At 68.8% G+C, this 18422-nt stretch carries 17 protein-coding genes; 15 read left to right on the forward strand and 2 right to left on the reverse strand.

Going from position 1 to position 18422, the window contains the following annotated elements:
- Positions 1 to 2: 2 nt before the first annotated feature.
- Genes OVA26_RS08835 through OVA26_RS08845 form a run of 3 tightly spaced genes read left to right on the forward strand, consistent with a single transcriptional unit; the run spans position 3 to position 2775 of the window.
- Complete coding sequence (locus OVA26_RS08835) at positions 3 to 905, forward strand: hypothetical protein (protein ID WP_268103858.1); 903 nt, start codon at positions 3 to 5, stop codon at positions 903 to 905.
- The gene (locus tag OVA26_RS08840) at positions 884 to 1621 is read left to right on the forward strand and encodes a sensor histidine kinase (RefSeq protein ID WP_268103859.1); all 738 of its coding nucleotides are present in this window, start codon (positions 884 to 886) and stop codon (positions 1619 to 1621) included. The genes OVA26_RS08835 and OVA26_RS08840 overlap by 22 nt, the downstream gene beginning before the upstream one ends.
- Complete coding sequence (locus tag OVA26_RS08845) at positions 1618 to 2775, forward strand: diguanylate cyclase domain-containing protein (RefSeq protein ID WP_268103860.1); 1158 nt, start codon at positions 1618 to 1620, stop codon at positions 2773 to 2775. Before OVA26_RS08840 ends, OVA26_RS08845 begins: the two co-directional genes overlap by 4 nt.
- 8 nt (positions 2776 to 2783) lie before the next feature.
- Here the strand turns inward: OVA26_RS08845 and OVA26_RS08850 are convergent, their stop codons facing one another.
- Positions 2784 to 3158 (reverse strand): response regulator transcription factor, encoded by a 375-nt coding sequence (locus OVA26_RS08850; RefSeq protein ID WP_144784740.1) that lies wholly within the window; start codon positions 3156 to 3158, stop codon positions 2784 to 2786.
- Positions 3159 to 3270: 112 nt separating this feature from the next.
- On the opposite strand from OVA26_RS08850, the gene coaE reads away from it, so the two are divergent.
- The 3 genes from coaE (at position 3271) to OVA26_RS08865 (ending at position 6483) form a co-directional block, all read left to right on the forward strand.
- Positions 3271 to 3873, forward strand: a complete 603-nt coding sequence (gene coaE / locus OVA26_RS08855) for a dephospho-CoA kinase (protein WP_268103861.1) — start codon at positions 3271 to 3273, stop codon at positions 3871 to 3873.
- Between the two features lie 83 nt (positions 3874 to 3956).
- Complete coding sequence (uvrB, locus tag OVA26_RS08860; protein WP_074694849.1) at positions 3957 to 6026, forward strand: excinuclease ABC subunit UvrB; 2070 nt, start codon at positions 3957 to 3959, stop codon at positions 6024 to 6026.
- A 31-nt stretch (positions 6027 to 6057) separates the two neighbouring features.
- Complete coding sequence (locus OVA26_RS08865; RefSeq protein WP_268103862.1) at positions 6058 to 6483, forward strand: VOC family protein; 426 nt, start codon at positions 6058 to 6060, stop codon at positions 6481 to 6483.
- Positions 6484 to 6502: 19 nt separating this feature from the next.
- Here the strand turns inward: OVA26_RS08865 and OVA26_RS08870 are convergent, their stop codons facing one another.
- Positions 6503 to 6739 (reverse strand): hypothetical protein, encoded by a 237-nt coding sequence (locus OVA26_RS08870; protein WP_144784746.1) that lies wholly within the window; start codon positions 6737 to 6739, stop codon positions 6503 to 6505.
- Positions 6740 to 6775: 36 nt separating this feature from the next.
- Between OVA26_RS08870 and OVA26_RS08875 the strand changes: the two genes are divergently transcribed.
- From OVA26_RS08875 to tpiA, 9 genes are all read left to right on the forward strand, one after another.
- The gene (locus tag OVA26_RS08875; RefSeq protein WP_268103863.1) at positions 6776 to 7204 is read left to right on the forward strand and encodes a MarR family winged helix-turn-helix transcriptional regulator; all 429 of its coding nucleotides are present in this window, start codon (positions 6776 to 6778) and stop codon (positions 7202 to 7204) included.
- A gap of 124 nt (positions 7205 to 7328) precedes the next feature.
- Positions 7329 to 10298, forward strand: coding sequence for an excinuclease ABC subunit UvrA (gene uvrA, locus OVA26_RS08880; protein WP_074694853.1), 2970 nt, complete (start codon positions 7329 to 7331; stop codon positions 10296 to 10298).
- Between the two features lie 2 nt (positions 10299 to 10300).
- Positions 10301 to 12244 (forward strand): excinuclease ABC subunit UvrC, encoded by a 1944-nt coding sequence (uvrC, locus tag OVA26_RS08885; protein WP_268103864.1) that lies wholly within the window; start codon positions 10301 to 10303, stop codon positions 12242 to 12244.
- A 31-nt stretch (positions 12245 to 12275) separates the two neighbouring features.
- Complete coding sequence (gene rapZ / locus OVA26_RS08890) at positions 12276 to 13157, forward strand: RNase adapter RapZ (RefSeq protein WP_056232207.1); 882 nt, start codon at positions 12276 to 12278, stop codon at positions 13155 to 13157.
- Between the two features lie 40 nt (positions 13158 to 13197).
- Positions 13198 to 14175: a DNA-binding protein WhiA gene (gene whiA / locus OVA26_RS08895; protein WP_268103865.1), complete on the forward strand. Its 978-nt coding sequence runs from the start codon at positions 13198 to 13200 to the stop codon at positions 14173 to 14175.
- 423 nt (positions 14176 to 14598) lie between these two features.
- The gene (locus tag OVA26_RS08900; RefSeq protein ID WP_056232453.1) at positions 14599 to 15225 is read left to right on the forward strand and encodes a superoxide dismutase; all 627 of its coding nucleotides are present in this window, start codon (positions 14599 to 14601) and stop codon (positions 15223 to 15225) included.
- Positions 15226 to 15328: 103 nt separating this feature from the next.
- Complete coding sequence (gap, locus tag OVA26_RS08905; RefSeq protein WP_094734144.1) at positions 15329 to 16339, forward strand: type I glyceraldehyde-3-phosphate dehydrogenase; 1011 nt, start codon at positions 15329 to 15331, stop codon at positions 16337 to 16339.
- A gap of 6 nt (positions 16340 to 16345) precedes the next feature.
- Positions 16346 to 17560: a phosphoglycerate kinase gene (locus OVA26_RS08910; protein WP_268103866.1), complete on the forward strand. Its 1215-nt coding sequence runs from the start codon at positions 16346 to 16348 to the stop codon at positions 17558 to 17560.
- Entirely contained in the window at positions 17551 to 18339 is a 789-nt protein-coding gene (gene tpiA / locus OVA26_RS08915) for a triose-phosphate isomerase (protein ID WP_144784756.1), read from the forward strand. The genes OVA26_RS08910 and tpiA overlap by 10 nt, the downstream gene beginning before the upstream one ends.
- The last annotated feature ends 83 nt before the right edge of the window (positions 18340 to 18422 follow it).

Raw genomic sequence — 18422 nt, forward strand, 5'->3', positions numbered from 1 at the left:
CCATGGCGTCTCCGACCTCGAGCGAGCGCTTCGGTCTGCGCCGCAGCATCGTGGCGAGCCAGACGCTTCTGGCCGCAGCGACCCTCCTGAGTGTCGTGGTGTCGATCTCGGTGGGGCAGGTGGGCCACGCCTCGCTGTTCTTCGGAGGGACCTCGCTCGTCTTCGCGGGTGCGATCGCCGCCGTGCTCCTGCCCTGGCAGCGCATGCCCCGGTGGGTGGTCGGGCTGTTGCCGATCGTCGACGTCGTGGCGATCGCCGTCATGCGCGAGAGCTCGCCGCTGGCCGGAGTCGGTCTGTTGTGGACGTTCCCCGCGATCTGGATCGGGACGGTCTTCGGTCTGCGCGGCGTCGTCGCCGTGTCGTTGACGGTGACCGCCGTGATGGTCCACCAGCTCACGACCGATGACCTGCAGAGGTTCACCGCGTCGACCCTCGTGCTGCCCTTCACCGTGACGGCGCTGTCGTCGATGGCCGCGTTCACCGCTCGACGATCCCGCGCCCAGCGGGTCCTGCTCGAGAAGCAGTCCGCCGAGCTGCGTCGAGCCCTCGATCGTGCCCGGCGTCAGGAGGACCTCGTCACCGAGGTGCTGGATGCCGTCGACTTCGGCGTCACGCGCATCAGCCCGACCGGGGAGTTCTCCGTCACCAACACCGCCCACGGACTCCTGTTGAACAGCACGGACGCCTTCGGCCGGGAGGTCGCGGTGTTCGCCGCCGACGGGTCCACCGCGATCGCCCCCGAATCCGCTCCGCTCGCTCGCGCGCGTTCGGGAGAGGTGTTCGAGGGCGAGGTGGTCTGGTACGGCCTCCCGGGGAGGACCGCCGCGCCCTCAACGTCACCGCGCGCCGTCTGCCCCGCAGCGACGCCGGCGACGCCGGGGCGGTGGTCGTCTCGCGCGACGTGACGGTGGAGGAGCAAGCCCGTCGGGCCCGCGAAGACCTGGTCGCCAGCGTCTCGCACGAGCTGCGCACCCCGCTCACCTCGATCATCGGCTACCTCGACCTCGCGCTCGACGACGACGAGCTCGATCCCGCGACCCGGGAGAGGCTCGAGGTTGCCGAGCGCAACGCCTCGCGGCTGCTCGAGCTGGTCGCTGACATCCTCGCGGTGTCGTCCACCTCGAGGGAGGGCTTCGGCGTCGACCTGGACCTGCGCCCGACCGACGTCTCGGCCATCGTCCGCTCCGCGATCGAGTCGATCGCGTTGAAGGCGCATGATCACGGCATCCTGATCGAGGCCGGCGACCTACCGACGGCGCACGCGCTGGTCGACGGACGCCGGGTGCGCCAGGTCATCGACAATCTGCTCTCGAACGCCGTGAAGTACAACCCGCGCGGGGGGTCGGTGGCCGTCTCGGTCGGAAACGAACCGCGCTCGATCACGGTCGTCATCTCGGACGACGGGCCGGGCATCAGCGCGAGCGAACAGGCGCGCCTGTTCGAAAGGTTCTTCCGGGGCGACGCCGTGCGCAAATCCTCGACCCACGGCAGCGGGCTGGGCCTCGCCATCAGCCGAGACCTCGTCCGCGCCCACGGCGGCGAGATCACCGTGCACACGGCAGCGGGCGAAGGGGCGACCTTCACCGTGCGGCTGCCACGCGATCCGAGGGAGACCCCGTGAACCTCGACGTCCTCACCCTGCAGGCCGCGGCGACCCTCGTGATCGTCATGTCGACGGTGATGTACCTGCTCGACACCCTCATGCTCAAGGATGGTCTCCCCGGGCGACTGTGGGCGAGCGCCTACCTGTCGGGGACGTTCTCGGCCACGTGCTATCTGGCCTGGCTGCTGCTTCCCGACGTATACGTCGCGGTCGCGGTGGGCAACGGCGCGTTCGTCGCCGCGACCGGCTTCATCTGGCTGGGGTGCGTCGCCTTCAACGGCGGATCGGTTCGCCGTGCCGCGCTCATCCTCACGGCGACCGTCCTCGTGGTCGTCATCGCCGCTCTGGCCGCGGGGCCTGAGGGAGGATCGTGGGCGGGGGCCGTGCCGTTCTTCCTCGGCAACGCGGTGTTAGCCGCGACGGGGGCGATCGAGACGCGTCGAGGGGCGATCGCCCGTCGCTGGAGCTCGTCGGGACTGACCGTCGTCCTGGCGGTCGAGACGGTGTGGTTCGTCGCCCGCGCGATCGTGTTCCTCTCGCTCGGCCCGGACAGCGCGCTGTTCCGCGACGCGTTCGACACGCGGGTGTCGGCGATCCTCACGATCTCGCTCCTCATCGCGGCGGTGGTGGTGACCTCCGTTCTCCGGGCGAACGAGTCGGCGCTGCGCGGGACGTCCGAGACCCGACGGCTGTCGGTGGACGCGAACGGCGTGCTATTCCGCGAATCGTTCGAGGCCACTCTCGCCATCATCTGCTCGCGGGCCGAGGAGGCGGGCGAGGGCGTGTGCGTGATCGGCATCCGGATCGACGATCTCAAGCGCGTCGCCGTCGCTTTCGGCCCCGACGACGCCGAGCGGCTGGCCCTCGAGGTGCGCGCGTCCGTGCGTCGGCACTCACCCACGATGGCCCTCGTGGGGGAGACGGATGCCGCCGGCCTCGCCGTGGCGTTCACCACGACGCCGACGACGGACGTGCGTCGCGCCGCTCGCGTCCTGCATCAGCGCGTGGTCGCCGACCTCGCGCGCCTGGGCGCCGCGGTCGTGCCCACCGTGGGCGTCGGAGTGGCTCTGGCCGCCGATCACGGCTATCACTCGGTCGCCCTCACGACGCGAGCGGACGAGGCCGCGGCGCACGCGGCTGCGACCGGCGAACAGGCCTTCGGGCTGGCCTGAGTCGGGGGTCAGTCCCGGACGGACTGGGCGAGGTCGGTGACCCGCTGGCGGAGCTCGCGCGGACGGAACGGCTTGGTGAGGTAGTCGTCGGCGCCGGCCTCGCGGCCCGCCCGCTGTTCATTCTCATCAGCCCGCGCACTCACCATGAGGATGCGGGTGTCGCTGAACGCGCGGATGCGGCGCGCCGTCTCGAACCCGTCGATCCCCGGCATGCTCACGTCCAACGTCGTCACGACGGGGTCGTGCCGACGGACGAGTTCGATGCCGTCGAGGCCGGTCGCGGCCGCGTGGACGACGTATCCGGCGCTCTCGAGGACCGCCGTCACGAGGAGGCGGATGTCGAGGTCGTCCTCGATCACCACAGTGGTGTGTGGGGAGGTCATGGCGGAGCTTTCGTCGGGCCGGAACGGGCGTGCGGCCTGGGCAAATGCTAGACGACAGGTGGACGATACGCCTCCCCGGTGGGAGGACGTGCGGATATGGCATCCTCGATGGGTGCCTCTTCTCGCGTTGACGGGTGGGATCGCCTCAGGCAAATCCACCATCGCCGCCCTGCTCGCCGACCGTGGAGCCGTCGTGGTCGACGCGGATGCGATCGTGCGGGAGGTGCAGGCCCCGGGGTCCGTGGTGCTCGGCGCGATCGCCGACGAGTTCGGTGCGGACGTCGTGCGTCCCGATGGGTCTCTCGATCGGGCCGCGCTGGGAGCCCTGGTGTTCGGTCATCCCGATCGACTCGCGCGCCTCAACGCGCTCGTGCACCCGGCCGTGCGCGAGGAGTCGCAGCGGCGTTTCGACGAGGCCTTCGCCGCGGACGCGGGTGCGGTGGTCGTGTACGACGTGCCCCTGCTCGCCGAGGCCCGCGGCGGCGACTCGTGGGACCTGGTGGTCGTGGCGCACTGCCCCGCGGAGCTCCGCGTGCGGCGTCTCGTCGAGAACCGTGGGCTGAGCGAGGCCGACGCCCGCGCGCGCGTGGGTTCGCAGGCGAGCGAGGAGGAGCGCCTTGCTCTGGCGGACGTCGTGATCGACACCTCGTCCGACATGGATGCCACGCGTCGACAGGTCGACGAGCTCTGGGCTCGGGTGGTCCGTCCCGCCTGATCGGGGCGATGCGGGACCCGGGCGCTCGCCCACGGCGAACGCAACCCGACCCCGATGTCGGAGGCCCCGCCTACGCTGGAAGTATGCAGGCCACGCGCTCCGTCCGCCCCTTCGAGGTCATCAGCGAATACACGCCCTCCGGTGATCAGCCACAGGCGATCGCCGATCTCGCGGGGCGCATCAACGCCGGTGAGACCGACGTCGTGCTGCTGGGTGCCACGGGTACCGGCAAGTCGGCGACAACGGCGTGGCTGGTGGAGCAGGTGCAGCGTCCGACGCTGGTGCTCGCGCACAACAAGACGCTGGCCGCCCAGCTGGCGAACGAGTTCCGCGAGCTGATGCCCAACAACGCCGTCGAGTACTTCGTCTCGTACTACGACTACTACCAGCCCGAGGCCTACGTCCCGCAGACGGACACCTTCATCGAGAAGGACAGCTCGATCAACGCTGAGGTGGAGCGCCTTCGACACTCGACGACGAACTCGCTGCTCTCGCGCCGCGACGTCGTGGTGGTGTCGACGGTCTCGTGCATCTACGGCCTCGGCGCGCCGGAAGAGTACCTCCGCGCGATGGTGGCCCTGCAGGTGGGGGAGCGGTACGACCGCGACGCCCTCATCCGCAAGTTCATCTCGATGCAGTACAACCGCAACGATGTCGACTTCTCGCGCGGAAACTTCCGCGTGCGCGGTGACACGATCGAGATCATCCCGGTGTACGAGGAGTACGCCATCCGCATCGAGATGTTCGGCGACGAGATCGAGGCCCTGTATCTCCTCCACCCCCTGACGGGCGATGTGATCGAGAAGATGGACTCCGTGCCGATCTTCCCCGCATCGCACTACGTCGCCGGGACCGAGACGGTCCAGCGTGCGATCGGAACGATCGAGCACGAACTCGAGGAGCGTCTGAAGGAATTCGAGTCGCAGGGCAAGCTCCTCGAGGCGCAGCGTCTGCGCATGCGCACCACCTTCGACCTCGAGATGCTGCAGCAGCTCGGGTTCTGCTCGGGCATCGAGAACTACTCGCGGCACATGGACGGCCGGATGCCCGGCGACCCGCCGCACACCCTGCTCGACTTCTTCCCCGACGACTTCCTTCTCGTCATCGACGAGTCCCACGTGACCGTCCCGCAGATCGGGGCGATGTACGAGGGCGACGCCTCGCGCAAACGCACTCTGGTCGAGCACGGATTCCGCCTCCCGAGCGCGATGGACAACCGCCCGCTGCGATGGGACGAGTTCAAGGAGCGCGTCGGCCAGACGGTCTACCTGTCGGCGACGCCGGGCCGCTACGAGATGGGGATCGCCGACGGCGTGGTCGAGCAGATCATCCGTCCGACCGGTCTCGTGGATCCGGAGATCATCGTCAAGCCGTCGAAGGGACAGATCGACGACCTGCTCGAAGAGATCCGCGTCCGCGTCGAGCGCGACGAGCGCGTGCTCGTCACCACCCTCACGAAGAAGATGGCGGAGGAGCTCACGGACTTCCTCGGCGAGCACGGGGTCCGCGTGCGGTACCTGCACTCCGACGTCGACACGCTGCGCCGTGTCGAGCTGCTCACCGAACTGCGCGCCGGCGTCTACGACGTGCTGGTGGGCATCAACCTCCTGCGCGAGGGTCTCGACCTTCCGGAGGTCTCGTTGGTGTCGATCCTCGATGCCGACAAGGAGGGGTTCCTGCGCAGCGGCACCTCGCTCATCCAGACCATCGGCCGTGCGGCGCGAAACGTCTCGGGCGAGGTGCACATGTACGCCGACAAGATGACCGATTCGATGAGCAAGGCCATCGAGGAAACCGAACGTCGTCGAGAGAAGCAGATCGCCTACAACCTCGAGCACGGGATCGACCCGCAGCCGCTGCGCAAGAAGATCGCCGACATCACCGAGGTGCTCAACCGCGAGGCGTCCGACACGAAGAACCTCCTGGCACGCAACGACAAGTCCGGCAAGGGCAAATCGCCCACGCCGTCCCTGCGCCGCACCGGTATCGCGGCCGAGGGCGCCGATCAACTCGAGTCCACGATCGCGGATCTCACGCAGCAGATGCTCGCGGCAGCGGCCGAGCTCAAGTTCGAGCTCGCCGGACGCCTGCGCGACGAGGTGCAGGACATGAAGAAAGAGCTGCGCGCCATGGAGCGCGCCGGTCACGCCTGACCCTGATCGGGTCCGGCGCGCGGAGGTCGTCATGGAACAACGCGTCACGCTCGTCACCCTCGGCGTCAGCGATCTGGAACGGGCGATGGCCTTCTATACGGCGCTCGGGTGGCGAGCGCATCCGTCGTCGGTCGCCGGAGAGGTGGCGTTCTTCGACGTCGGAGGTATGGTCGTCGCGTTGTGGGAGAGGGCGAAGCTCGCCGAGGACTCCGGAGTCTCGGATGCCGGGGGCTGGGGCGGGGTGACCCTCGCCCACAACGTCGATCACCCGGCTGACGTCGATGCGATCCTCGCGGAGGCGGAGGCGGCGGGAGCCCGGCTCGCGCGCGCGGGAGCGGACACCCCGTGGGGCGGGTACTCCGGCGTCTTCATCGACCCCGACGGCCACCCCTGGGAGGTTGCGGTCAACCCGGGCTGGCCACTTGATGACCGGGGGAGGCCCGTGCTCGACGAGTGAGTCGGGTCCGCGTCGGACGTCAGGGGCAGTGCAGGAGGGGCTTCGGCCCCGACCGGTCGACGGCGTGCTCGGACATCGCGTGACCGCACAGCGGACAGGGGCGCTCCGTGCGGACGGGCTCGGGGGTGCTTTCGTACGGGCCGACCGACGCGGGTCCGGCGACCCGGATGAGGCGCGTGTTGAGGTACTGGTACCAGCCGCCGGCGTCGCGGACGCGCTCGCGCAGAGGCGGGCGGTCGGCATCCCTTCGTGTCATGATAGTTAGTGTACTAACGAATGGAGAGGAGTGCACGTGGACGACCTCCTGAAGCTCGAGAATCAAGTGTGCTTCGCGTTGGTCACGGCCGCCCGGAACGTGGTCTCGATCTACCGCCCCGTGCTCGAGCCGCTCGGGCTGACGCATCCGCAGTACCTGGTGATGCTCGCGCTCTGGGAGGAGGAGCCGCGCTCCCTCGGCGCTCTCGCCGTCGAACTCGCGATGGAGCCCGCCACGCTGTCGCCGCTCGTCAAGCGCCTCGAGGCCCAGGGGAGGGTCGCGCGGTCGCGACGCGCCGACGACGAGCGCGTGCTCGACATCGCGCTGACGGACGAGGGTCGCGCTTTGCGCGCGGCCGCGCTCGAGGTTCCGGGCAAGATCATGGAGCGGGTCGGGGTCGACCACGATGCGCTCGTGGCGCTGCGCGACGGTCTCGCTCCCTTCGCGGGACCGACGCGCAACTGACACCCGGCCCGGGGCGACCGTCCGAGGTGTCCGGGCGCGACGTCGCGGGGCCCGCACTCTCGCACATCCGTGCGCCCCGGGCGAACCCGGGGCCGATGTCGGAGGTCCGACCTAGACTTAACAGGTGCCCATCGTTCCTGTCGCCCAGCCTTCGTCATCCGCGAATTCCGGTACCAGCGGAAAGCTGAGTGTCCGGGGCGCGCGTGTCCACAACCTCAAGAACGTCGACCTCGACATCCCCCGCGATTCGCTCGTCGTCTTCACCGGTCTGTCGGGTTCGGGCAAGTCGAGCCTCGCCTTCGACACGATCTTCGCCGAGGGGCAGCGTCGCTACGTCGAGTCGCTGAGCGCTTACGCGCGCCAGTTCCTCGGACAGGTCGACCGGCCCGACGTCGACTTCATCGAGGGACTCAGCCCGGCCGTTTCGATCGATCAGAAGTCGACCAACCGCAACCCCCGCTCGACGGTCGGCACGATCACCGAGATCCACGACTACATGCGCCTGCTCTGGGCGCGCGTCGGTGTTCCCCACTGCCCCGATTGCGGCGCCCGCATCCAGCGTCAGACGATCCAGCAGATCGCCGACCAGCTCATGGAATTGCCCGAGCGCACGCGCTACCAGATCGTCGCCCCCGTCGTCACCCAGAAGAAGGGCGAGTTCGTCGACCTCTTCAAAGAGCTCAGCGCCAAGGGCTACGCCCGCGCGGTCGTCGACGGCGAGCTCGTCCAGCTGGCCGAGCCCCCGACACTCAAGAAGAGTTACAAGCACGACATCGCGGTCGTCGTCGACCGACTCGTGGCCTCCGGCGACAACCTGAGCCGCGTCACCGACTCGGTCGAGACCGCGATGGGCCTCGCCGGCGGCATCATGCAGGTCAACTACGTCGACGAAGAGGGCGACGACGCCTGGCAGTCGTTCTCCGAGAAGCTCGCATGCCCCAACGGGCACCCCCTGCAGCTGACCGAGATCGAGCCGCGCACGTTCTCGTTCAACGCGCCGTTCGGTGCGTGCCCCGTGTGTTCGGGCCTCGGCACGCGCATGTCGGTCGACGTCGACCTCATGCTGGGCGATGAAGAACTTTCCATCCGCGACGGAGCGATCCTGCCGTGGACCACGCAGGGCAAGGGCCTGTTCCAGTATTACGAGCGCCTGCTCGAAGGACTCGCGCGCGACCTGGAGTTCTCGCTCGACACCCCGTGGAAGGACCTCTCGCACGACGTTCAGCAGGCGGTGCTGCGCGGCGAGAACTACAAGGTGACCGTCAAGTGGAAGAACCGCTACGGCCGGGAGATGCGGTACTCTTCGGGCTTCGAGGGCGTCGTTCCGTACATCGAGCGTCAGTATCTCCAGGCCGAGTCCGACACGCAGCGCCAGCGCTGGTCGGAGTACCTGCGCGAGGTCCCCTGCGCGGTCTGCGACGGCGACCGTCTCAAGCCCGAGGTGCTCTCGGTCCTCGTCGACGGCACCTCGATCGCCGCGGCATCGCGCATGAGCCTCGCCGACGCGCGGGACTTCTTCTCGCAGCTCACGCTGACCGACCGCGAGGCCACGATCGCCGCCGCGGTGCTGCGCGAGATCCGGGCTCGTCTCGACTTCCTGCTGCAGGTCGGCCTGAACTACCTCAGCCTCGGTCGCGCCGCCGGCACGCTCTCGGGCGGCGAGGCCCAGCGCATCCGCCTGGCCACGCAGATCGGCTCCGGCCTCACGGGTGTGCTCTACGTGCTCGACGAGCCGTCGATCGGCCTGCACCAGCGCGACAACCGCCGTCTCATCCAGACCCTCGAGACCCTTCGCGACCTGGGCAACACGCTGATCGTCGTCGAGCACGACGAAGAGACGATCCACGCGGCCGACTGGGTGGTCGACATCGGACCCCGCGCGGGCGTCGACGGCGGAAACGTCGTCCACTCCGGCCCTCTCGCCGAACTCCTCGAAGACGAGCGCTCCCTCACCGGGGCCTACCTTTCGGGCCGTCGTTCGATCGAGGCGCCCAAGAAGCGCCGCAAGATCGACAAGAAGCGCCAGGTCACGGTCGTCGGGGCACGCGAGAACAACCTCCAGAACGTCACGGCCGACTTCCCCCTCGGTGTGCTGACCTCCGTCACCGGGGTCAGCGGCTCGGGCAAGTCCACGCTCGTCAACGGCATCCTGTACGAGGTCCTCGCCTCCAAGCTGAACGGCGCTCGGCGCGTACCCGGCAAGCACACGCGCGTCACCGGACTCGACAACCTCGACAAGGTCGTGCACGTCGATCAGGCGCCCATCGGCCGGACGCCGCGCTCGAATCCGGCCACGTACACCGGCGTCTTCGACCGCATCCGTAGCCTGTTCGCCGAGACGCCCGAGGCCAAGGTGCGCGGCTACCAGGCCGGGCGCTTCAGCTTCAACGTCAAGGGCGGGCGCTGCGAGGCGTGCTCCGGCGACGGCACGCTGAAGATCGAGATGAACTTCCTGCCCGACGTCTACGTCGACTGCGAGGTCTGCCACGGAAAGCGCTACAACCGCGACACCCTGTCGGTGCACTACAAGGGCAAGAACATCGCCGAGGTGCTCGAGATGCCCATCTCCGAGGCCGCGGACTTCTTCGAGCCGATCCAAGCGATCCACCGCTACCTGCGGACCCTCGTCGATGTCGGCCTGGGCTACGTGCGCCTCGGACAGTCGGCGACCACGCTGTCGGGCGGCGAGGCGCAGCGCGTCAAGCTCGCGACCGAGCTGCAGCGCCGGAGCAACGGCCGCTCGATCTACGTGCTCGACGAGCCGACGACCGGTCTGCACTTCGAAGACGTGTCCCTGCTGCTGAAGGTGCTCAACGGTCTCGTCGACAAGGGCAACACCGTCATCGTCATCGAGCACAACCTCGACGTCATCAAGAGCTCGGACTGGGTCATCGACCTCGGCCCCGAGGGCGGCGCCGGCGGGGGAACGATCGTGGCCACCGGCACGCCCGAGCAGGTCGCGAAGGTCGAGGGCAGCCACACCGGTGCCTTCCTCGCGGAGCTCCTCGAGACCGGTCGCACCGGCGCGCAGCGCAACGCGGCGACGGTTGAGACCGGCGACACCGAGCGAGAGCTCGTGAGCGCGGCGCGCTGAGCATGGCGTCCCGCGAACGGGTCTCGCACCTTCCGTACCGTCCCAAGGCCGGCGAGATCCCCACGAATCCGGGGGTCTACCGGTTCCGGGACGCCGAGGGGCGCGTGCTGTACGTCGGCAAGGCGAAGAACCTGCGCGCGCGCCTGTCGAACTACTTCGCGCCGCTGCACTCGCTGCACGAGCGCACGCGCCGCATGGTCACGACGGCGGCGAGCGTGGAGTGGACGGTCGTGCCCAGCGACGTCGACTCGCTGCAGCTCGAGTACATGTGGATCAAGGAGTTCGATCCGCCGTTCAACGTCCGTTACAAGGACGACAAGTCGTACCCCTTCATGGCGATCACCCTCGCCGACGAGGCGCCGCGGGTGATCGTCACGCGCAACCCGAAGATCCGTGGGGCGAAGTACTTCGGCCCGTACCCCAAGGTCTGGGCGGTGCACGACACGATCGACCTGATGATCAAGGTCTTCCCGATCCGCACGTGCAGCGACTCGTCGTACAAGAAGGCGATGACCTCCGGTCGACCGTGCTTCCCGGGTCAGATCGGGCGCTGCGGTGGTCCCTGCTCGATGAAGGTGACGATCGAGGAGCACCGCGCGATCGTCAACGACTTCGTCGCCTTCATGTCGGGCGGCGACCAGCGCTTCGCGCGCGAGCTGACGTCGCGAATGAAAGAGGCGTCGGCCGCGATGGACTACGAGTCGGCCGCGCACTACCGCGACCGCCTGCAGGCCATCGACGCCGTGCTCGGCAAGAGCGCGCTCGTGCTGGCCTCCGACACGGATGCCGATCTCTTCGGCATCGCCGAGGACGAGCTCGCCGCGACCGTCCAGCACTTCGTGGTGCGCGGCGGACGCGTGCGCGGAGTCCGCGCCACCACGATCGAGAAAGAGATCGACATCTCCGGTGCCGATCTCGTCGACCAGGTCCTCCAGCGCACCTACGGAGACGCCGACGCGAGCGACATCCCCCGTCAGGTGCTCGTTCCCGAACTCCCCGACGACGCGGAGCAGCTCGAGGACTGGCTGCGCGAACGCCGGGGCCGCCCGGTGACCCTGCAGGTCGCCCAGCGCGGCCGCAAGGCCGACCTGCTGAAGACCGCGACGCTCAACGCGCAACAGGCCCTCATGCTCCACAAGACGCGCCGGACGAGCGACTACGTCGCCCGGTCGCAGGCCCTCACCGACCTGCAAGAGGCTCTCGGCATGACCGAGGCGCCGTTGCGCATCGAGTGCTTCGACATCTCGCACCTGTCGGGCACCAACGTGGTGGCATCCATGGTCGTGTTCGAGGACGGCCTTCCGCGCAAGGACCAGTACCGCTCCTTCGGCGTCGCCGAGACGACCGACGACACCGATTCGATGTACCAGGTGCTCAGTCGCCGGCTGGCGTACCTCGACCGGCCCGACGAGATCGAGCCCGAGACCATCGACGGGGCGATCGTGGCCGATCCCGACTCCGAGGAGGCGACGGCCGACGGCGAGGTCGTCACGGCCCGCAAGAGGCCGCGCTTCGCCTACCGCCCGCAGCTGCTCGTGGTCGACGGAGGTCAGCCCCAGGTCGCCGCCGCGGCCCGTGCCCTCGCCGACGCGGGGCACGAGGAGATCGCGCTGTGCGGCATCGCCAAACGTCTCGAAGAAGTGTGGCTGCCGGGGGAGGAGTACCCGGTGATCCTTCCGCGCACCTCGGAGGCGCTGTACTTGCTGCAGCGTCTGCGCGACGAGGCCCACCGCTTCGCGATCGTCCACCAGCGCAAGCGCCGCAAGCGCGACATCACGAGCGTGCTCACCGAGGTGCCCGGACTCGGCGATACGCGCATCAAGGCGCTGCTGCGGCATTTCGGGTCGGTCTCGGCGTTGAAGAACGCCACGCCCGAAGAGATCATGGAGCTCCCCGGCATCGGGCCGACGCTCGCCGAGAACATCCACAGCCATCTGGCTCGGTAGGCTGGACCGACACGACGGGAGGCGATCGCCCATGGAACCGGCACGCGACGACGAGCCAGGCGAGGTGCTGATCGTCACGGGCATGTCGGGCGCCGGGCGATCCACGGTCGCCAACGCCCTCGAAGACCTCGACTGGTACGTGGTCGACAACCTGCCCCCGCGCATGCTGCGGCCGCTTCTCGAGCTCACGGAGCTCGCCGGTGGGGCCGTTCCACGCGTCGCGGTCGTGGTCGACGTCCGCGGCCGATCGCTGTTCGGCGACCTTCCCGAGGCCATGCGCACCCTGCAGGCGAACCGGCAGGTGAGGGTGGTGTTCCTGGATGCCAGTGACGCGGTGCTCGTGCGCAGGTTCGAGGCGGTGCGCCGGCCGCACCCCCTGCAGCACGACGGCACGATCCTCGACGGCATCCGTCGCGAGCGCGAGCGACTGGCTCCGGTCCGCGAGGCCGCCGACGTCGTGATCGACACTTCCGCACTGAACGTCCACCAGCTGTCGTTGCGCGCGGTCGAGCTGTTCGGAGAAGAGGGCGCTGCGCGCCACACCGTCACGTTGATGAGTTTCGGCTTCAAGTACGGCCTGCCGCCCGACGTCGATCTCGTCGCCGACATGCGCTTCCTGCCGAATCCGTTCTGGAACGACGATCTGCGCGCGCTCACCGGAGAGGATCCCCGCGTGCGGGAATACGTGCTGGGTCAGCAGGGCGCGGCGGAGTTCCTCGATGCGTACGCGGCGGCGCTGCGCCCCGTGATGGAGGGGTATCAGCGCGAGAACAAGCGGCATTCCGTCGTGGCTGTGGGCTGCACGGGCGGCAAGCATCGTTCGGTGGTGATGGCGCGGGAGTTGGCTGCACGTCTGTCCGATGTGCCCGGGGTGGCCGTCCGTGTGGCTCACCGCGACCTCGGTCGCGAGTAGGCTGTACCGTCGTCCCCGCCGCCCCCACCCGAGGAGAACCGTGCCGCTGACCGCCGACGTGAAGGCCGAACTCATCACCGTTCGCGACCCGCGCCCGACCGCGCGCGTCGCCGAGCTGACGGCCCTCCTGCGCTTCTCCGGTGGTCTGCACTCCATCGCCAACCGCGTCGCGGTCGAGGCCGAACTCGACTCCGACATCCTCGCGCGCCGCGTGGCCCGCGACCTCATGGAGCTCTACGGCGTCCGTCCCGAACTGCACCACGTGCAGGGTTCCGGCGGGCGTGCGGGCGGGCTCTACGCGGTGCGCGTGATCGAGGCGGGCGAGACCCTCGCGCGGCAGACCGGACTCCTCGACCAGCGCCGTCGCCCCGTGCGCGGCCTGCCGAACAAGCTGACCACTGGTTCGCGTCCCGACCTGAGCGCCATCTGGCGTGGAGCGTTCCTCGCCGCCGGCACCCTGAGCGACCCCGGTCGTTCCGCGGCCCTCGAGATCTCCTGCCCCTCGTCGGAGGCGGCGATGGCGCTCGTGGGTGCGGGCCACCGCATCGGCATCCCCGCCAAGGCCCGCGAGGTGCGCGGAGTGCCGCGCGTCGTCGTCCGCGACGGCGAGGCGATCCGCGGAGCCCTGTACGAGATGGGCGCGCGCCGCACCGCAGGGGAGTGGGACCAGATGCGCCAGCGCCGCGAGGTGCGGGCCGGGGTCAACCGTCTCGTGAACTTCGACGACGCGAACCTCCGTCGCTCCGCGCAGGCCGCCGTCGCGGCGTGCGCGCGCGTCGAGCGCGCTCTCGAGATCCTCGGCGACGAGGTTCCCGCGCACCTTAAGCAGGCGGGTGAGCTGCGCTTGGCGCACCGCGACGCGAGCCTCGACGAGCTCGGCCACCACGCCGATCCGCCCCTCACCAAGGACGCCGTCGCCGGCCGTATCCGACGCCTCCTCGCCATGGCTGACAAGAAGGCCGAGGTCGAGGGCATCCCGGGAACCGAAGCCGCGGTTCCGGTGGGTGCCGAGGACTGAGCCCGGGTGGGGCGCCGCCGTCGAGGGCATCCCGGGAACCGAAGCCGCTGTGCCGGTCGGTGCCGAGGACAGAGTCAGGGTGGGATGCCGCCGTCGCCGGCATCCCGGGATCGAGGCCGCTGTTCCGGTGAGATCCGAGGGCTGAGGGGGATGCCGTCCTCGGGGCGCCCCGGTGACGCTCAGGCTGTCCCGATCACCGTCGCCCGCTGAGTGCGACCTCGCTCGTCCGGGCCCCGCGGGTCACGGCATCCATCGCCCCCGTCCGACGCGCCCGGGCGTTTATCTTCCGTCATCCGGGGAAGCAACCCCGGTGCGCCGTGGTTACCCCTCAGTAGGATGAACTCGTCACCCTCGCTGCTCGATCCCTCGGCACGTCGTCTCGGCGAAGAGGTTTCGGCAGCGACCGATTCGGAAGTTGAGATCATGGCGAAGTACACGCTGCCCGAACTGCCCTACGACTACTCGGCGCTGGAGCCGCACATCAGTGCGACCATCATGGAGCTGCACCACAGCAAGCACCACCAGACCTACGTCAACGGTGCCAACACCACTCTCGACCTCCTCGCCGAAGCGCGCGAGAAGGGCGATTTCGCCAACATCAACCGTCTGCAGAAGGACCTCGCGTTCAACCTCGGCGGTCACACGAACCACTCGATCTTCTGGACGAACCTCTCGCCCAACGGTGGAGACAAGCCCACCGGCGACCTCGAGTCGGCCATCGACGACCAGTTCGGCTCGTTCGACGCCTTCCGTGCGCAGTTCACCGCCGCCGCCCTCGGCGTGCAGGGCTCCGGCTGGGCGGGTCTGTTCTGGGACTCGATCGGCGAGAACCTCGTCATCCAGCAGTTCTTCGACCAGCAGGGTCAGATCGTCGCGGGCACCGTGCCGATCCTGCTCCTCGACGTCTGGGAGCACGCGTACTACCTCGACTACAAGAACGTCCGCGCCGACTACGTGAAGGCGTTCTGGAACATCGCGAACTGGGATGACGCCCAGCAGCGCTTCGCCGCCGCCCGAGAGAAGACCGCGGGTCTGCTGGTACTGTCGTAAACGGTGCGGCGTCCCGGTGGGACACCTCACCGGGACGCCGTTGTCCGCCAGCGAACACCGCAATCACGCGCTTCTCGCGCACAACTGATTCAGGAGATATTCCGTGACCGTCAAGATCGGAATCAACGGCTTCGGCCGTATCGGACGCAACTACCTCCGCGCGGCTCTCGCGCAGGGTGCCGACCTCGAAATCGTGGCGGTGAACGACCTCACCGACAACAAGTCGCTGGCGCACCTCCTCAAGTACGACTCCGTCGGCGGCGTGCTGACCGAGGACGTCTCGTACACCGCAGATTCCATCACCGTCGGCGACAAGACCATCAAGGTCTTCGAAGAGCGCGACCCCGCGAACCTCCCCTGGGGCGAGCTGGGCGTCGACATCGTCATCGAGTCGACCGGTCGCTTCACCAAGGCCGAAGACGCCAAGAAGCACATCACCGGTGGGGCCAAGAAGGTCCTCATCTCGGCTCCCGCCACAGGCGACGACGCCACCATCGTCATGGGCGTCAACGAAGAGACCTACAACCCCGAGACCGACGTCATCATCTCGAACGCGTCCTGCACCACGAACTGCCTGGCGCCCCTCGCCCAGGTGTTCAACGAGGCCTTCGGCATCGAGCGCGGCTTCATGATGACCGCTCACGCCTACACCGCCGACCAGAACCTCCAGGACGGCCCGCACAGCGACCTGCGTCGTGCGCGCGGCGCGGCGATCAACATCGTTCCCGCCTCGACCGGTGCCGCCAAGGCCATCGGCCTGGTGCTGCCCGAGCTCAACGGCAAGCTCAGCGGCTCGTCGTACCGCGTTCCGGTTCCCACCGGCTCCATCGTCGACCTCACGATCGTCACGCCCACCGAGGGCCTGACCGTCGACCAGGTCAACGAGGTCTACAAGAAGGCCGCTGCCGAGGGTCGCCTCAACGGCATCCTCCAGTACACCGAGGACCCGATCGTCTCGAGCGACATCCAGGGCAACCCGCACTCGTCGATCTTCGACGCCGAGCTGACCAACGTCAGCGGCAACCTCGTCAAGGTCTCGTCGTGGTACGACAACGAGTGGGGCTACTCGAACCGTCTCGTCGACCTGACCGAGTACGTCGCCGAGCGTCTCTGACCCTCCATGGCTCTGCGCACCCTCGATTCGCTGGGGTCGCTGGCCGGCACGCGAGTCATCGTCCGTTGTGATCTCAACGTTCCTCTCAAGGACGGGATCATCACGGACGATGGCCGCGTGCGCGCGTCGCTGCCGACCCTCAACGCACTGATCAACGCCGGCGCGCGTGTGATCGTGTGCTCGCACCTGGGCCGCCCCGACGGGGCCCCCGACCCGAAGTACTCCCTCGAGCCGGTCGCGCAGCGCCTGTCCGAGCTCCTCGGCCAGCCGGTCGCGTTCGCGCGCGACACGGTGGGCGAGTCGGCTCAGGATGCCGTGGCCTCGCTCGAGAACGGTGAGGTCGCCGTCATCGAGAACCTCCGCTTCAACGCGGGGGAGACCTCGAAGGACGAGTCCGAGCGCCAGGCCTTCGCCCGCGAGCTCGCCGCTCTCGGCGATGCCCTCGTGTCGGACGGCTTCGGCGTCGTGCACCGCAAGCAGGCGAGCGTCTACGACCTCGCTCAGCTGGTGCCCTCGGCCGCCGGCCTTCTCATCCAGAAGGAGCTCGAGGTCCTCGACCGTCTCACCGAGAACCCCGAGCGCCCCTACACGGTCGTTCTCGGCGGTTCGAAGGTCAGCGACAAGCTGGGCGTCATCGAGCACCTGCTGCCGCGCGTGGACAAGCTTCTCGTCGGTGGCGGCATGATGTTCACCTTCCTCGTCGCCGAGGGGCACAAGGTCGGCTCGAGCCTGCTCGAGCGGGACCAGATCGACACCGTGAAGGGTTACCTCGCCACGGCGAAGGAGCGCGGCGTCGAGATCGTGCTGCCGGTGGATGCGGTCGTCGCCGCCTCGTTCTCGGCGGACGCCGATCACGTGGTCGCCGACGCGGACGCCCTCGAAGACACCGCCTTCGGTGCGTCCGGTCTCGGCCTCGATATCGGCCCCCGCACGGCGGAGATGTTCGCCGACGCCGTCCGCGGCTCGCGCACCGTCTTCTGGAACGGCCCGATGGGCGTGTTCGAGATGAAGGCGTTCGAGTCCGGCACCAAGACCGTCGCCCAGGCACTCACCGAGGTCGACGGCCTCAGCGTCGTCGGCGGTGGCGACTCCGCCGCAGCCGTGCGTCAGCTCGGCTTCGCCGACGAGGCGTTCGGCCACATCTCCACGGGTGGCGGCGCCAGCCTGGAGTTCCTCGAAGGCAAGAAGCTCCCCGGACTGGAGGTCCTCGGATGGCAGTGACCAGAACCCCCCTCATCGCCGGCAACTGGAAGATGAACCTCGACCACCTGCAGGCGGTCGCGTTCGTTCAGAAGCTGCACTGGACGCTGAAGGAAGCCAAGCACGAGGCCGGAAGCGTCGAGGTCGCGGTCTTCCCGCCGTTCACCGATCTGCGCACCGTGCAGACGCTGCTCGACGCCGACAAGATCGACTTCGCCCTCGGCGGTCAAGACCTGTCGGCTCACGACTCCGGCGCGTACACCGGCGAGATCTCGGGGCAGTTCCTGGCCAAGCTCGACGCGAAGTACGTGATCATCGGGCACTCGGAGCGTCGTCAGTTCCACAACGAGACCGACGAGGTCGTCGCGGCGAAGACCCAGGCGGCCCTTCGCCACGGTCTCGCGCCGGTCATCTGCGTCGGCGAGACCTCGGAGGACCTCGAGAAGTTCGGCGCCAGCGCCGTTCCGGTCGGTCAGCTCGAGGTCGCGCTCGAGGGCGTGGCGGCGGACGCCGACATCGTCGTGGCCTACGAGCCGGTGTGGGCCATCGGTTCGGGTCAGGCGGCGACGCCCGACCAGGCCCAGGAGGTCTGCGCCAAGCTCCGTGCGGTCGTCGCGGACAAGCTGGGTGCCGATGCGGCCGCTCGTACGCGCGTCCTCTACGGCGGTTCGGTGAAGTCGGGGAACATCGCCGGCTTCATGCGCGAGCCCGATGTGGACGGCGCCCTGGTGGGTGGCGCGAGCCTCGTCGTCGACGAGTTCGCCGCGATCGTCCGCTTCCAGAAGCATGTCGGCGTCTGACGCCGACACGGTTGCCCGCGGCGCTTCGCCGCGGGCAACCGTGCGTCCGGGGCGCCTCCCCGTATACTTGACGCTTGTGCGGT

The sequence above is a fragment of the Microbacterium sp. SL62 genome, assembly GCF_026672635.1.
In the GTDB taxonomy this organism is placed as follows: Bacteria; Actinomycetota; Actinomycetes; order Actinomycetales; family Microbacteriaceae; genus Microbacterium; species Microbacterium testaceum_A.

What these genes read in the sequence shown, in the direction of transcription:
- uvrB (WP_074694849.1), top strand. Translation starts at nt 3,957, where the DNA reads ATGCAGGCCACGCGCTCCGTCCGCCCCTTCGAGGTCATCAGCGAATAC.
- OVA26_RS08870 (WP_144784746.1), bottom strand. Translation starts at nt 6,739, where the DNA reads ATGACACGAAGGGATGCCGACCGCCCGCCTCTGCGCGAGCGCGTCCGC.
- rapZ (WP_056232207.1), top strand. Translation starts at nt 12,276, where the DNA reads ATGGAACCGGCACGCGACGACGAGCCAGGCGAGGTGCTGATCGTCACG.
- OVA26_RS08900 (WP_056232453.1), top strand. Translation starts at nt 14,599, where the DNA reads ATGGCGAAGTACACGCTGCCCGAACTGCCCTACGACTACTCGGCGCTG.
- OVA26_RS08865 (WP_268103862.1), top strand. Translation starts at nt 6,058, where the DNA reads ATGGAACAACGCGTCACGCTCGTCACCCTCGGCGTCAGCGATCTGGAA.
- uvrC (WP_268103864.1), top strand. Translation starts at nt 10,301, where the DNA reads ATGGCGTCCCGCGAACGGGTCTCGCACCTTCCGTACCGTCCCAAGGCC.
- OVA26_RS08835 (WP_268103858.1), top strand. Translation starts at nt 3, where the DNA reads ATGGCGTCTCCGACCTCGAGCGAGCGCTTCGGTCTGCGCCGCAGCATC.
- OVA26_RS08850 (WP_144784740.1), bottom strand. Translation starts at nt 3,158, where the DNA reads ATGACCTCCCCACACACCACTGTGGTGATCGAGGACGACCTCGACATC.
- OVA26_RS08910 (WP_268103866.1), top strand. Translation starts at nt 16,346, where the DNA reads ATGGCTCTGCGCACCCTCGATTCGCTGGGGTCGCTGGCCGGCACGCGA.
- tpiA (WP_144784756.1), top strand. Translation starts at nt 17,551, where the DNA reads ATGGCAGTGACCAGAACCCCCCTCATCGCCGGCAACTGGAAGATGAAC.